This is a genomic window from Pseudokineococcus marinus, from assembly GCF_013004605.1.
GTDB classification, from domain to species: Bacteria; Actinomycetota; Actinomycetes; order Actinomycetales; family Quadrisphaeraceae; genus Pseudokineococcus; species Pseudokineococcus marinus.
The window spans coordinates 1-12,951 of record NZ_JABEMA010000063.1 but is presented as its reverse complement, the minus strand read 5'-3'; the positions used below and the strand labels follow the sequence as shown (position 1 = coordinate 12,951).

The window sequence follows — 12,951 nt, the reverse complement described above, 5'->3', positions numbered from 1 at the left end:
CCCGGCGCCCCCGAGCGACGCACCGCCGCTCGGGGGCGCTGCTGCGCGCGGCGCTGGCACGATGCCGACGTGCCCCCCGCCACGCCGACCGACGGCGCCCGCGCGCCCGTCATGACCGACGTCGCACGCCGCGCCGGGGTCTCCCACCAGACCGTGTCCCGGGTGCTCAACGGGCACCCGAGCATCCGCCCCGAGACCCGCGAGCGCGTGCAGCGGGCCATCGACGAGCTCGGCTACCGCCGCAACCGCGCGGCGCGGGCCCTGGTGACGCGGCGCACGCTCACGGTCGGCGTCGTCGCCTCGAGCACCTCGCTCTTCGGCCCCTCCAGCACGCTGCACGGCGTGGAGCGCGCCGCGCACGCCGCCGGCTACGCCACGATCCTGTCGACGTCGGACGCCACCGACCGGGACGGCGTCCTCGCCTGCGTGGCCCAGCTGTCCGACCGGGGCGTGGACGGGCTCCTGCTCACCGCGCCGCTCCACGAGGTCCCCGACCTGCGCGAGCACCTGCCCGCCGACCTGCCCACGGTCTGCGCCACCGGCGGACCGGTGACGGGCCTGCCCTCCGTGCACGTCGACCACCGGGCCGGCGCCCGAGCGGTCACCGAGCTGCTCCTGCGCCAGGGCCACCGCGAGGTGCGCCACGTCGGCGGCTCGCCCGGCTGGTTCGAGGCCGTCGAGCGCGAGGGCGGCTGGCGCGACGCCCTCGCGGCGGCCGGCGTCGCCCCGGCACGGGTGCTCGCGGGCGGCTGGGGCGCCGCCGACGGCTACGTCGCGGGGCTGGCGCTGGCCGACGACCCGGCGACGACGGCCGTCGTCGCCGCGAACGACCAGCTGGCACTGGGGCTCCTGCGGGCCCTGCGCGAGCGCGGCGTCGACGTCCCGGGGCGCGTGTCCGTCACCGGCTTCGACGACGCCCCCGAGTCCGCGTACCTCTCCCCTCCTCTGACGACGGTGCGCCAGGACCTCGAGCGGGTCGGGCGCGAGGCGGTCGGGCTGCTGCTCGAGCGGCTGGCCGGCGGGGTCGCGACGGCGCCCGAGCACCGCGTCGTCGAGCCCGGGCTGGTCGTCCGCGCCAGCACGGCGGCGCCCCCGCGCTGACGCCGGGGGCGCCTCCGGAGCTGTGCGCCGAGGTCGCGGTGCACCGCGACCTCAGCGCACAGCTCTCGGGCTGGTGAGCGCGACGTCGTCAGCCCAGGACGCCGCAGGCGGCCCGCCCGCCGGAGTCGCCCGTGCTGAGCGTCTCCTCGTCGGGGCCCTCGGGCGCGTACCGCTCCGGGACGTTCGCGAAGTCGTCCGCGCCCTCGTGGACGACGACGGCGCTCCCGTCGGCGTCGGTGACGTCGTCCACGGTGAAGCCCTCCGTCACCACCTGGAGGGTGGCGTCGCCCGTGCTCCGCACGAGCAGGGGCGGGAGGTCACCGGCGTGCGCGGGGTGGTCGCTCGCGTCCGCGCCGAGGTGGCCGCCGGTGGAGAGGAAGTCGCCGGTCCGGGACGGGTCGCTCGGGCTCTGGCTGTCCGGCTCGCACTCGCCGACGGCGTGCACGTGGAAGCCGTGGAAGCCGGGCTCAAGGCCGCTGTCGGTGAGCACGACGCTCACCACGGTGCCCTCGGCCCCGGGGTCCATGCCCACGACGCCGATCTCGCGCCCCTCGGCGTCCTCGAGCGTCGCCGTCAGCACCGCCTCGCCCACCGAGCCCGGGTCGAGCGCCGAGTAGCCCCCGTCCAGGGCGGTGGGGACGGGCTCCCCGCCGCCCCCGGCGGGCGCGCTGCCCTCCTCGGGAGCCACGTCGCCGCTGCACCCGGCCAGCAGCAGCAGGGGCACGACGGCGGTGAGGGCGGTGGCGCGGCGCATGGTGGGCTCCATGTGGACGAAGGGCTCCGGACCCGGTCCAGCCTGGGCGACGGGCGCTCCCCTGTCGCGGTGGAGGGGGACCCGCTGCGCACGCCCCTGGCCACGGGGGCTGCTCGCACCCGTCCCCGGACGCGGCGAGGGCCGGCACCCGTGGGGTGCCGGCCCTCGCGCGAGCTCGGCGGTGCGGGCCGTGGTTGGCCCGGGAGGCTCAGTCCTTCGCGGCGTCCTTGGCCTTCTCGGTCTCCTGGCGCGCCGCGCCCATCGACTGGTCCTTCTGGCCCTGGGCGTGGAGCTCGGCGTCGTCGGTCTTCTTGCCGACGACCTCCTCCGCCTTGCCGACGGTCTGCTGCACCGCGTTCTTGATCTTGTCGCCGGCGGACATGTCGCCTCCAGGTGGGTCGCCGTTGCTGGACCTCTCCCACGCTAGGCAGGTGGTCGCCGCTCCGCGCGTCGAGAGCGGCGCCGTCGGGACCGCCGGGGGCTAGAACCCCATGGCCAACCGGTGGTAGGCGGCGTTCCAGCGCAGCTCGTCCCGGAAGCGCCGGGGCCGCGTGTCGGCGTCGATGACGGCCAGCTCGACGCCGAGCGCCTCCGCGAGGTCGGCGACGGAGTCGGTCGTCAGCGCCGAGGACAGCACCGTGTGGTGCGGGGCGCCGGAGTGCAGCCAGCACTCGGCCGAGGTCCGCAGGTCGGGCTTCGGCTCCCACACGGCCCGCGCCACAGGCAGGTTCGGCAGCGGCTCGTCCGGCTCGACGACGTCGACCTCGTTGAGGGTGAGGCGGAAGCGGTCGCCCATGTCGCTCATCCCGAGGATGACGGCCGGCCCGGGGACGGCGTCGAAGACGAGGCGCACCGGGTCCTCGCGGTCGCCGATGCCCAGGGGGTGCACCTCGCACGAGGGGACGTCGGCCGCGATCGACGGGCAGACCTCGAGCATGTGGGCGCCGAGGATCTTCTGCTTCCCCGGCCGCAGCTCGTAGGTGTAGTCCTCCATGAAGGACGTGCCGCCGGGCAGGCCCTCGGCCATCGCCTTGAGGGTGCGCAGGAGGGTCGCCGTCTTCCAGTCGCCCTCGCCGGCGAAGCCGTAGCCCTCGCCCATGAGGCGCTGGACGGCGATGCCGGGCAGCTGGCGCAGGCCCCCGAGGTCCTCGAAGTTCGACGTGAAGGCGCGGAAGCCGCCCTCCTCGAGGAAGGACCGCAGCCCGACCTCGATGCGCGCGGCCTCCCGCAGGGACTCGTGGCGATCGGCGCCGCGGCGCAGCTCGGGGGCCACGCGGTACGTCGCCTCGTACTCGTCGGCGAGGGCGTCCACCTGCGCCTCGGTCGCGTCGGCCACCGCGGCGACGAGGGCGTTGACGCCGTGCGCGTTGACGGTGACGCCGAGGCGCACCTGCGCGTCCACCTTGTCGCCCTCGGTGACGGCGACGTCGCGCATCGTGTCGCCGAAGCGCGCCAGGTGCAGCGAGCGGAGCTCGGCCCGGCCGACGGCGGCCCGCACCCAGGCGCCGACCCGCCAGGTGACCGACGGGTCGGACACGTGGCCGACGACGGTCGTCCGCGGCACGCCCAGCCGCGACTGGACGTAGCCGAACTCCCGGTCGCCGTGCGCGGCCTGGTTGAGGTTCATGAAGTCCATGTCGAGCGTCGCCCACGGCAGGGCGGCGTCGGCCTGCGTGTGCAGGTGCAGCAGCGGGACGTCGAGGACCTGCAGGCCGGCGATCCACATGCGGGCCGGCGAGAACGTGTGCATCCACGCCACGAGGCCGATGCAGGAGTCGTCCGTCGAGGCGTCCTGGCACAGGCGGCGGATGGCGTCGGCGTCGGTGAGCACCGGCTTCCAGACGACGCGGACCGGGACGTCGGAGGACGCGGCCAGCTCGTCGGCGACGCGGCGGGACTGCTCGGCGACCTGCTCGAGCGTCTCGGGGCCGTAGAGGCCCTGGCTGCCCGTGACGAACCAGACCTCCTTCTCGGCGAGCGCGGACCTCATGCGGTGACCTCCCGGTCGTCGGTGCTGCTGGTGGTGGTGCGAGGCGCTGCAGGGCAGCTCGGACGGGGCTACGCCGTCGGCGCGGGCCGCTGCCCGTAGACGTTCTGGTAGCGGTCGTAGAGGCTGTCGATCGCGTCCTGCGGGATGGGGACGCACTCGCCGAGCGCGCGGGCCATGTGCACCGAGCGGGCGACGTCCTCGCACATGACGGCGGCCTTGACGGCGCTCCTCGCGTCCTTCCCGATGGTGAAGGTGCCGTGGTTCTGCATGATCACGGCCTTCGACCGGTGGCCCGTGAGGGTCTCGACGACGCCCCGGCCGATGTCCTCCCCGCCGATGAGCGCGAAGGGCCCGAGCGGGATCGGCCCGCCGAACTCGTCGGCCATGGCCGTGAGCACGCAGGGGATCTCCTCGCCCCGGGCCGCCCACGCGCACGCGTACGTGGAGTGGGTGTGCACCTGGCCCGCCACCTCGGGCATGTGGCGGTAGACGTAGGCGTGCGAGCCCGTGTCCGACGACGGGGACTGCGACGGGTCGACGGCCTCCCCGTCCAGCGTGCACAGCACCATCGACGCCGGCGTGAGGTCCTCGTAGAGCACCCCCGAGGGCTTGATGAGGAAGAGGTCGGCCCCGGGCACGCGCGCGGACACGTTGCCGCCGGTCCAGACGACCAGCCCGTAGCGCACGAGCTGGGCGTGGAGGTCGACGAGCTCGCCGCGCAGCCGGTCGACGTGCCCGAGCACCTCGGGCTCGAGCTGCAGGTGGGCGCTCACGGGTCGCTCCTCTCGTCGCGGTCGCACCGGCGGCGGGGCGGTCGGGACCGCGACGGGCCGCGGCGCACGTCGGTCGGATGTTAGCGATCACAGCGGCGGGTCGGTCAAGCGTGGCGCCGTCGCACCGGCGCGCTCCTGCCTTGCCCTGCGGGCGCCGGGCGCCCACAGTGGGGTCACGACGGGCCGACGGCGCCCGCCGGGACGGGGAGGGTGCCGTGTACCTGCAGCAGCGCGAGCACCGGGGCCGGGCGCTGGCTCCCGTGACCTCCTGCGCCGTCGCCATGGTCCTGGCCTCCGTCGCCTCGCTCGTCCTCGCCGGGTCCGGTGGTCCGACCGCCGCCGTGCAGCTGCTCGCCGGCCTGGCGGTCGCCGCGCTCGTGGGCGTCCGCCTCACCGCCGGGCGGGCGCGCGCGTGGTGGGCGCGGCCGGTGCCCGGGGCCCGCCGCAGCGTCGCCCCGTGACGCGGTGACGCTCCGCCCGCAGGACGGGGCGGCGGGCCCACCCGTCCCCCGGGCGTCGTCGACAGGCTGCGCGCCGCAACGGTTCCCGCGTAGTCTCCCCGCGCGAGGACGACGGCAGCGGCGACACGAGGAGTGACGATGAGCGCGCACCCGGGCGCCCGCGACCGCCCCGAGGTCCGCCGGCTGCTGGACGCCGCCCGCATCGCCGTCGACATGGACGCCTCGCTGGTCACCCTCCACGACGGTCTCGAGGAGGTCGCCGTCGCCACGAGCAGCCGCTCGGCGCTGCTGCGCGGCGCGGTGGGTCGGCGCACGCCGCTGACCGACACGATCTGCGGCCAGGTGGTCGCCGGTCGCCTCCCGCGGTGGATCCCCGACGCCGGCGCCGACCCGATCGCCTCGGTGCTCCCCGTGACGCGCGCCCACGGCATCGGCAGCTACGTCGGCACGCCGCTCCACGACGACGACGGCCACGTCGCCGGGATGCTCTGCTGCCTCAGCCGCGCCCCGGACGACCGCATCGGCCCGGACGCCCCCGCCGTCCTCGAGAGCCTCGCGTCGGCGCTGTCGGTCGCGCTGGGCCTCGCGCGCCGGCCCGCCGCCGCTCCCGAGGCCTCCCCGCCGGTCGCCGACGCCTCCCGCGGTGCACCGCCGTCGGCCCTCGAGCACCACCGCGCCGTGCTGTCCCTGGCGCGCGGCGAGGACGTCGACGTCCTCTTCGAGCCGGTCGTCGACCTCGCCACCGACCGTCCTCTCGCCTTCGCGGCGGCCTTCCGCGCCGCGGCCTGCCGCGGCGCGGCCGTCGGGGACGTCGTCGGCGCCCACGGCCTCGCCGGTGACGTCGAGCTCGCCTGCCTCCACCGCGCCCTGGAGCACCAGGGCCGGCAACCGCCCGGCACGGCCCTGGCCGTCGCCGTCTCGCGCAGCCTCCTGCAGCGCCCCGGGGTGGTCGACCTCCTGCTCGAGCACGCGCGCTCGGGGCTCTGGGTGGCCGTCGGGCACGGCGCGGCCGACGACGGCGCGACGTACGAGCGGGCGCGCCGCCTGCGGGAGGCCGGAGCCGTCCTCGCCGTGGACGGGGCCGGCACGCCGTCGTCCGGGCTCGTCGACGCGCTCCGGCTCGGCCCGCCCCTCGTGAGCGTCTGCGCCCCGGCGCTGGACCACGCGGAGGACGCCGGTGGCGCGGACGCGCAGCCCGACCTCGTCCGCGCCCTGCTCGCCGTCACCCGCAGCGTGGGCGCGCGCCTGGTGGTCCGCGACGTCACCACGGCGGCCCAGCTCGAGGCGCTCCGCTCCCTCGGCGTCCCCCTGGCGCGCGGCGCGGCCGTCGGCGGTCCGGCACCCCTGCCCGCGGCCTGAGCCCGGCCCTCGGCCCCCTCAGCCCGTGACCGACCTCAGGTGACAGCGGCCCTCAGGTGAAGCGGCCCTCAGGTGACAGCGGCCCTCAGGTGACGACGACGTAGAGCACGAGCACCAGGGCGAAGGCCATGAAGCCGACGGCGGTGGCCTGCACCGTCCACGTGCGCAGGGTCGTCGCCGTGTCGAGCCCCAGGAATCGGCCGACGAGCCAGAAGCCCGAGTCGTTGACGTGGGAGAACGTGATGGCCCCGGCGACCGTCGCGACGACCACGCAGGCGAGGGCCACGCCCGTGAGGGACCCGTCGGCCTCGACCGCCGGCGCGAGCAGCCCGGCGGCGGTGGTGCCCGCGACCGTGGCGGACCCCTGGGCCACGCGCAGGGCCACGGCGATGACGAAGCCCGCCACGATCACCGGCAGCCCGACGGCGTCGAGGCTGTCGGCCAGCGCGCCGCCGATGCCCGTGGCGGTGAGCACCCCGCCGAACATCCCGCCCGCCCCGGTGATGAGGATGATCGACGCGACGGGCGCGAAGGCGCCGTCGACGAGGTCCTCGAGCCGCGCGCCCACCGCGCCGCGGTGGGGGACGACGACGAGCAGGACCATGGCGAGCACCGTCGTGAGCAGCAGGGCGATCGGCGTCGCGCCCACCGTCGTCAGCACCTCGACGAGGAACGAGTCGCCGTCCAGCGCGCCGGCCTCGGCGAGCGTGGACGCACCCGTGTTGGCGAAGATCAGCACGAGCGGCAGCAGCAGGACCAGCAGGACGACCGCGAACGACGGCCGCGGCAGGTCGCCGTCCGGGTCGGCCGAGCCCAGGAGGTCGGGCACGCCGAAGGACCGGGTGCGCCGCGCCAGGACGAGCCCGAGCCGGTGGCCCGCGACGTACCAGGTCGGGAGGCCGACGAGCAGCGAGACCGCGACGACGAGCCCGACGTCCGCGCCCAGCAGCCCCGAGGCGGCCACCGGGCCCGGGTGCGGCGGGACGAGGGCGTGCATGGTGAGGAAGGCGCCCGCGGCGGGCAGCGCGTAGAGCAGCAGCGAGCCGCCGAGGCGTCGCGCCACCGAGTAGATGATCGGCAGCATGACGATGAAGGCCGCGTCGAGGAAGATCGGGAAGCCGTAGAGCAGGGAGGCGACCGACAGGGCCAGCGGCGCCCGCCGCTCCCCGAAGCGGTCGAGCAGGGTGTCGGCGAGGACCTTGGCGCCGCCGGACACCTCCACGAGCCGGCCGAGGACGGCGCCGAAGCCGATGAGCAGCGCCACCTGGCCGAGGGTCCCGCCGAGCGCCGTCTGGAGCGTCGCGACGAGGTCGCCCACGGGCACGCCCGCGACCAGGGCCGTGAGGGCGCTGACGATCGTCAGCGCGAAGAAGGCGTGCAGGCGCACCTTGATGATGAGCACGAGCAGGACGGCGATGGCGACGGCCGCGACGGCGAGGAGGAAGCCGGGAGAGCCCGCGGGCTCGCTGGTCGCGGTCGCGAGGACAGCGGCGGGGTGGGCTGACGTCGTCGTCACGGGTGCTCCGGGTCTGCAGAGGGATGGCGCTGCCGGCGGCCGTCGGCTCGGCGTCGGCGTCGTGCACGCGCTGCCCAGCACCGTAGGGGCGTCGCGCGCGTGGCGGGGCCGAGCGACCGGGTCGGTCCCTGTCCGAGCGGGAGACCCCGTGCGGGCGGGGCGCTCGTCCTGGACGGCGGACGGCGCGCACCGCTCCTACCCTCGGGACGTGGTCCTGTGGCTCACGGGTGCGCCGGGGCTCGCCGAGGAGGTCGCCGACGAGCTCTGGGCGGTGCTGCCCGGCGCCCGCGTGGTCGACCCCGGGCCGCTCGACGCCGTGGCCGACGCCGGCGCGAGCGCGTTGGCGGTCCTCGAGGGGTCACCGGGGTGGCGGGGCCTGCTCGCCACGGCCTCCGCAGAGCTCGCCGCCTGGCGCAGCGAGCGCCTCGTCGTCCCGCGACCGGTGCTCGACGAGCGGCTGTGGGGCGTCGTCGAGGCGGGCCTGCTGCGCGCCGGCCTCGACGGGGTGCTCGTGGCACTCGACGCCGACGACGAGGAGGTCCGGACGCGCGTGAGCGCGGCCCGCGTCGCCGTCGGCCCGCGGCTGCGCGAGCTCGAGCGGCACGCCCGGGCCCGCCCCTGGCTCCACCTGCGCGCCGACGTCGTCGTCGCCACCTCGGGGCTCAGCGCCCTGCAGGTCGCCCGGGCGGTCGCGGGGCGGCTGGGGATGGACATGGGCGTCCGCTGACGCGGCCCCCCGCACCGGTCCTCCCGGCCGAGCAGGCCCTCCGGGCGCGCTGGCCCTCCGGACGCGCAGGTCCTCCGGACGCGCAGGAGGGCCCGGCGCGCCGCGCCGAGCCCTCCTGCGGCCCCGCCGTGGCGGGGCGGTGCCTCACGACCTCACAGGCCGAGCTTGCTCCCGAGGCCGCCCCCGGACCCGCCGAGCAGGTCCTTCGGGTCGACGCCGAACTTCTGGAGCAGCCCGGCGTCGCGGTCGGTGTCGACCTGGTCGGGCAGCTCGGAGTCGGCCTGGGAGGCCTGGTCGCCGCCCACCTTGCTCTTGATGAAGTCGATCACCTGCTGCTTGGGGATCTGCACGTCGTCCTCCTCGTCGCGCCGGTCGGCGCTGGTCGGTGCTGGTCGGTGCTGCTGGTCAGTCGTGCTGGTCGGTCCTGCTCGTGCCGGGAGGGGCGCTGCGGGCCCCGTCGACGTCGACGACCTCGCGGGCGAGGTCGACGACGACGCGCTCGACGCCCTCGACGCGGCGCACCGCCACGGTCACCCGCTCGGCGGGCCTCGTCTCGACGCCCACCACCGGCACCTCCTCGGAGAGCACGAGGACGACCCGCTCCTCGTCCGCCGGTGCGGCGCCGCGCTCGGTGCCCTCACCGGCGGTGGCGCCCGCGTCGTCGACCTGGGTGGCCAGCCGCTCGCCCTCCTCGGGCGGCACCGGTGCGCTCGTGACGACGAGCTCCTCGCGCCGGACCTCGACGTCGACCTCCACGCGCACGGTCTCCGTCCTGATCCGCTTGGCCACCCGCACCCGCTCGACGGGCACGCGGAGCCGGCGGGCGACCGCCCGCTCCTCCGCGACGACCACCTCGGCCGCCGCGGCGGCCGGGCGGTCGACCGGCCCGGAGGAGCGGGGGCCGCGCTCGTCCTCGCCCGTGGCGGTCAGCGGCGGTCGGCGTCGCCGGTGCGGCGACCCGTCGTGCCGGCGTCGGTGGCGTCGCCGTCGACCTCGATCTCCTCGTGGCGGCGGTCGGCGCTCACGGTCTCGGTGTCGGCGACCGTCTCCGTGCCGAGGCGCACGCGCTCGACGGGCACGGTCTCCTTGTCGACGACGGCGCGCTCCTCGTGGAGCGTGACCTCGTGCTCCTCCTCGGTGAGGTCGCCGCCCGCGAGGGCCTCGCCGCGGTTCGCGTCCGTGATCGGCTCGCGCTCGACCACGGCCTCCTCGCGGCTCACGGGGACGTCCTCCGTGACGCGGTCGGTGACGACGTGCTTGCGCAGCCGCGCTCGGCCGGTCTCGCGCTCCTGGGTGCCGAAGGCGACGCGCTCCTCGGAGCGGGTCATCGCGTCGTCCGTGTTCGGGCCGCTGGTGTCGTGGCCGGTCGCGCCCGGCGTCCGGTCGCCCGCGCCCGTCTCGCGCCCGAGCTCGTCCTCGCGCCCCGTGGCGTAGCCGGGGGCGCCGCTGCCGGTGGTGCCGGTGGTCGCGGCGTCGGCGTCCGTCCCGGTGCCCATGGCCGCGCCGGTGCCCGCGGCGCCCGGCGCGCCCGTGCCGACGGTGCTCGTGGCCTCGTCGCCGCCGGTCCGCCCGACGGCGGCGTCGCCACCGCGGCTGAGGCCGTAGTAGCGGTAGAGCTCGTCCTCCTCCGCGGGCGACAGCTCGCTGTCGGTGTCCATGCGGGGGGCGTCCTTGACCTGGTCCTTGCTGTAGCTCACGCGCACCTCGTCGCCCTGCAGCTCGGCGGCGTCCAGCGGCACGAAGGACTCCGAGGTGCCGAACATCCCGGTCTTGACGGTGACCCAGCTCGGCTGCTGGGTGTCGTCGTCGAGGTAGACGGTGCCGACGCGGCCGATCTTGCCGTCGGCCTCGGAGACGACCGTGGCGTCGTACAGGGCGGAGAGCTGGTCCTCGGTGATGGGCATGCAGATCGCTCCTTCGGTGGAGGTGGCAGCGGGGCTGCGCGTCCGCCGGGTCCGCTCTGCTGGAACCCACGGCGCCCGGTGACCGGGCGCGGCGGTGACGTCCCCGGAGGGACGGCGCGAGGGGTGGTCCCCTCGCCTCACCCACGAGCATGCCCGCCCAGCGCGCACGCGCATCTCGAGACGGTCACAGGCCGTGGACGCCCCGGCCCGCGGGGGCGTCACAGGGCGTTCGCGCGCTCCAGGTCGTCGGCGAAGTCGACCTCGACGACCCCGTACTCGGAGATGTCGACCGCCCGCACGCGCATGCCCTCGAGGGCGATGGCGTCCTCGATGCCCTTCTCGAAGTAGTCCTGGTCCCCCGCGGCCGCGAGGTGGCGCACGAGGACCTCGCGGTCCTCCGCGCTGACGTAGTTGATGCCCACGGCCTCGCCGAGCCCGCCGACGACCTGCTTGGACAGCGCGCTGATGTGCCCGCTCTCGTCGAGCAGGTACTTCACCTCCTCGTCGGCCACGCGCTCGGTGTTGACGGCGACGAAGGACCCCCGCGCCATGTGCGGCACGAGGGCGTCGAGCAGACCGGGCTGGAAGACGACGTCGCCGTTCAGCCACAGCACCCCGCCCGGGGCCGCCATCCGCAGCGCCCGCAGCAGGCTCTTCGAGGTGTTCGTGCGCTGGAACTCCTCGTTGAAGACGAAGCTCGCCTCGGACGCGGCCGCCTCGAGCAGCCGCCGCTTCTTGAAGCCGACCACGATGGACACGCGCGCCTCGTCGGCGAAGGCCCCGCTGATGTGGTCCAGCTGCTGCCGCAGGATCGTCCTGCCGTCACGCAGCACGGTCAGCGGCTTCGGGTGGGGCCGCCCCAGCCGGGTCCCCATGCCCGCGGCCAGGATCACCACGTTCACGCTCATGTCCACCTCCAGGTCGTCGATCGTGCGCCGCTCGCGGCGCCGGGCGCCGCAGCACCCTCCCCTGCAGTTGTACAGCCCGCCGTCAACGCGTCCGACCACGCGGGGCGCGCACGAGGTCGGCGCGCACGGCGGGGCCCGCGCCGCGGCCGACGCGACGCCGGCTCAGGCGCCGGTCGTCAGGGCGCCGCGGGCCAGGCTGTCGCCCGAGTGCGCCGGCTGCCCGTCGAGGGCCTCGCGCGAGACGTCCACCTGGACCGCCTGCCCCCCGGGCACGGCGCCCGGCGGCACGGTGAAGACGCCGTGGCCGTCGACGAGCGCCCCGAGGGACAGCAGCCCGCCGCTCGGCTCGTCGAGCAGCCAGACCTCCTCGTAGGAGCCCGGTCCCGAGCCCGCCCCCTCGAGGTCGACCTCGAGGACGTCCCCCCGGTCCCCGGCGCGCAGCACGGCCGTCCCGCGGGCGCCCGTGGCCCCGAGCGGTTCGAGGTCCGCCCGGGCGACGACGCCGCCCTCCCCCGCCCTCCCGGCCGCGGCGGTGACGACGGCGCCCGCCCCGGCGAGGGCCGTCGTGGCGACCGCGCCCCGGTGCATCGACGCCGCCGACCACGGGTCACGACCCCAGCTGCGGTCGCCGAAGGGCCCCTGCGCGCCCCGGTCGGCGTCCTCGTCGCGGGGCTCGAAGACGTTGGAGCCGTAGCGGGGCAGGTCCTGGTGCACCTGCTGCCCGCTGATGCCCGTGCGGGCCAGGTAGCGGTCGAGGAACCACGGGGCCACCCGCTCGCCGAGGATCGTGCACGCCGTCGACACGCCGACCCACATCGTGCGCCGGGGGTGCTCGGCCACGAAGGCGATCGCCCGCCCGGCGACCTCGGGGGCGAAGATCGGCGCCACGGGCTGGGGGTGCCCCTCGACGCGGCTGAGGTTCCAGTCGAACTGGGGCGTGTCGAGGCCCGGGAGCATCACCTGGCACACCTGGACCCGGCTGCCCTCGGCCATGAGCTCGACCCGCACCGACTCGCTGAAGCCCTTCACCGCGTGCTTCGCGGCGCAGTAGGCCGACTGCAGCGGGATGGCGCGCTGGGACAGGGCCGAGCCGACGTTGACGACGACGCCCCGGTCCCGCGGGCGCATGTGCCGCAGCGCCGCCCGCGTGCCGTTGACCTGGCCGCCGAAGGTGACGTCCGTCATGCGCGCGAACTCCTCCGGCGTCGTGTCCCAGAAGGTGGCGAGCGAGCCGGCGAAGGCGCAGTTGACCCACACGTCGACGGCGCCGAGCTCGGACTCCACGCGCTCGGCCGCGGCGTCCACCGCCGCGTGGTCGGCGACGTCGCACTCGACGGCGAGCCCGCGGCGCCCGGCCGCCTCGACGTCGGCGACGGCGCCGTCCAGGCCGGCGCGCCCGCGCGCCAGGACGGCGACGTCGAAGCCGCGCCGGGCGAGCTCGCGGACGGTCGCCCGCCC

14 protein-coding genes are annotated in these 12,951 nt (G+C 76.4%); 4 read left to right on the top strand and 10 right to left on the bottom strand.

The genetic code is table 11. The annotated features are described in order from the left end of the window. Window positions 1-69: 69 nt before the first annotated feature. The gene (locus HLB09_RS06390; RefSeq protein ID WP_322790045.1) at window positions 70-1,101 is read left to right on the top strand and encodes a LacI family DNA-binding transcriptional regulator; all 1,032 of its coding nucleotides are present in this window, start codon (window positions 70-72) and stop codon (window positions 1,099-1,101) included. Window positions 1,102-1,189: 88 nt separating this feature from the next. Here HLB09_RS06390 and HLB09_RS06385 read toward each other — a convergent pair whose 3' ends face one another. From HLB09_RS06385 to HLB09_RS06370, 4 genes are all read right to left on the bottom strand, one after another. Beyond that, window positions 1,190-1,855, bottom strand: coding sequence for a superoxide dismutase family protein (locus HLB09_RS06385; RefSeq protein WP_171202562.1), 666 nt, complete (start codon window positions 1,853-1,855; stop codon window positions 1,190-1,192). A gap of 208 nt (window positions 1,856-2,063) precedes the next feature. Further along, window positions 2,064-2,237 carry a CsbD family protein gene (locus tag HLB09_RS06380; RefSeq protein WP_171202561.1) on the bottom strand — a complete coding sequence of 58 codons (174 nt, stop codon included), beginning with the start codon at window positions 2,235-2,237 and terminating at the stop codon, window positions 2,064-2,066. Window positions 2,238-2,336: 99 nt separating this feature from the next. Then, on the bottom strand, window positions 2,337-3,845 hold the full coding sequence (gene araA / locus HLB09_RS06375; protein WP_171202560.1) for an L-arabinose isomerase: 1,509 nt from the start codon (window positions 3,843-3,845) through the stop codon (window positions 2,337-2,339). 68 nt (window positions 3,846-3,913) lie between these two features. Continuing rightward, window positions 3,914-4,606 carry an L-ribulose-5-phosphate 4-epimerase gene (locus HLB09_RS06370; RefSeq protein WP_281359269.1) on the bottom strand — a complete coding sequence of 231 codons (693 nt, stop codon included), beginning with the start codon at window positions 4,604-4,606 and terminating at the stop codon, window positions 3,914-3,916. Window positions 4,607-4,833: 227 nt separating this feature from the next. Here HLB09_RS06370 and HLB09_RS06365 point away from each other — a divergent pair, with 227 nt between their 5' ends. Continuing rightward, window positions 4,834-5,079 (top strand): hypothetical protein, encoded by a 246-nt coding sequence (locus tag HLB09_RS06365; protein ID WP_171202559.1) that lies wholly within the window; start codon window positions 4,834-4,836, stop codon window positions 5,077-5,079. Window positions 5,080-5,217: 138 nt separating this feature from the next. Beyond that, window positions 5,218-6,438, top strand: a complete 1,221-nt coding sequence (locus tag HLB09_RS06360) for an EAL domain-containing protein (protein WP_171202558.1) — start codon at window positions 5,218-5,220, stop codon at window positions 6,436-6,438. Window positions 6,439-6,523: 85 nt separating this feature from the next. On the opposite strand, the gene HLB09_RS06355 is transcribed toward HLB09_RS06360, so the two are convergent. After that, the gene (locus HLB09_RS06355) at window positions 6,524-7,954 is read right to left on the bottom strand and encodes a GntP family permease (RefSeq protein ID WP_171202557.1); all 1,431 of its coding nucleotides are present in this window, start codon (window positions 7,952-7,954) and stop codon (window positions 6,524-6,526) included. Window positions 7,955-8,162: 208 nt separating this feature from the next. On the opposite strand from HLB09_RS06355, the gene HLB09_RS06350 reads away from it, so the two are divergent. Next, on the top strand, window positions 8,163-8,681 hold the full coding sequence (locus HLB09_RS06350) for a hypothetical protein (protein WP_171202556.1): 519 nt from the start codon (window positions 8,163-8,165) through the stop codon (window positions 8,679-8,681). Between the two features lie 152 nt (window positions 8,682-8,833). Here HLB09_RS06350 and HLB09_RS06345 read toward each other — a convergent pair whose 3' ends face one another. The 5 genes from HLB09_RS06345 to HLB09_RS06325 form a co-directional block, all read right to left on the bottom strand. Continuing rightward, complete coding sequence (locus tag HLB09_RS06345; protein WP_171202555.1) at window positions 8,834-9,031, bottom strand: hypothetical protein; 198 nt, start codon at window positions 9,029-9,031, stop codon at window positions 8,834-8,836. Window positions 9,032-9,086: 55 nt separating this feature from the next. After that, window positions 9,087-9,533 carry a DUF2382 domain-containing protein gene (locus HLB09_RS06340; protein WP_171202554.1) on the bottom strand — a complete coding sequence of 149 codons (447 nt, stop codon included), beginning with the start codon at window positions 9,531-9,533 and terminating at the stop codon, window positions 9,087-9,089. A 74-nt stretch (window positions 9,534-9,607) separates the two neighbouring features. Continuing rightward, window positions 9,608-10,585 carry a DUF2382 domain-containing protein gene (locus HLB09_RS06335; RefSeq protein ID WP_171202553.1) on the bottom strand — a complete coding sequence of 326 codons (978 nt, stop codon included), beginning with the start codon at window positions 10,583-10,585 and terminating at the stop codon, window positions 9,608-9,610. A gap of 218 nt (window positions 10,586-10,803) precedes the next feature. Beyond that, window positions 10,804-11,493 carry a phosphocholine cytidylyltransferase family protein gene (locus HLB09_RS06330; RefSeq protein ID WP_171202563.1) on the bottom strand — a complete coding sequence of 230 codons (690 nt, stop codon included), beginning with the start codon at window positions 11,491-11,493 and terminating at the stop codon, window positions 10,804-10,806. 162 nt (window positions 11,494-11,655) lie between these two features. Further along, window positions 11,656-12,951 (bottom strand): SDR family oxidoreductase (locus HLB09_RS06325; RefSeq protein ID WP_171202552.1); only part of this gene is annotated, 1,296 nt, incomplete at its 5' end.

Bases quoted from the DNA above. Each gene is read 5' to 3' on its own strand.
- HLB09_RS06330 (WP_171202563.1), bottom strand. From the start codon at position 11,493: ATGAGCGTGAACGTGGTGATCCTGGCCGCGGGCATGGGGACCCGGCTG.
- araA (WP_171202560.1), bottom strand. From the start codon at position 3,845: ATGAGGTCCGCGCTCGCCGAGAAGGAGGTCTGGTTCGTCACGGGCAGC.
- HLB09_RS06335 (WP_171202553.1), bottom strand. From the start codon at position 10,585: ATGCCCATCACCGAGGACCAGCTCTCCGCCCTGTACGACGCCACGGTC.
- HLB09_RS06385 (WP_171202562.1), bottom strand. From the start codon at position 1,855: ATGCGCCGCGCCACCGCCCTCACCGCCGTCGTGCCCCTGCTGCTGCTG.
- HLB09_RS06380 (WP_171202561.1), bottom strand. From the start codon at position 2,237: ATGTCCGCCGGCGACAAGATCAAGAACGCGGTGCAGCAGACCGTCGGC.
- HLB09_RS06360 (WP_171202558.1), top strand. From the start codon at position 5,218: ATGAGCGCGCACCCGGGCGCCCGCGACCGCCCCGAGGTCCGCCGGCTG.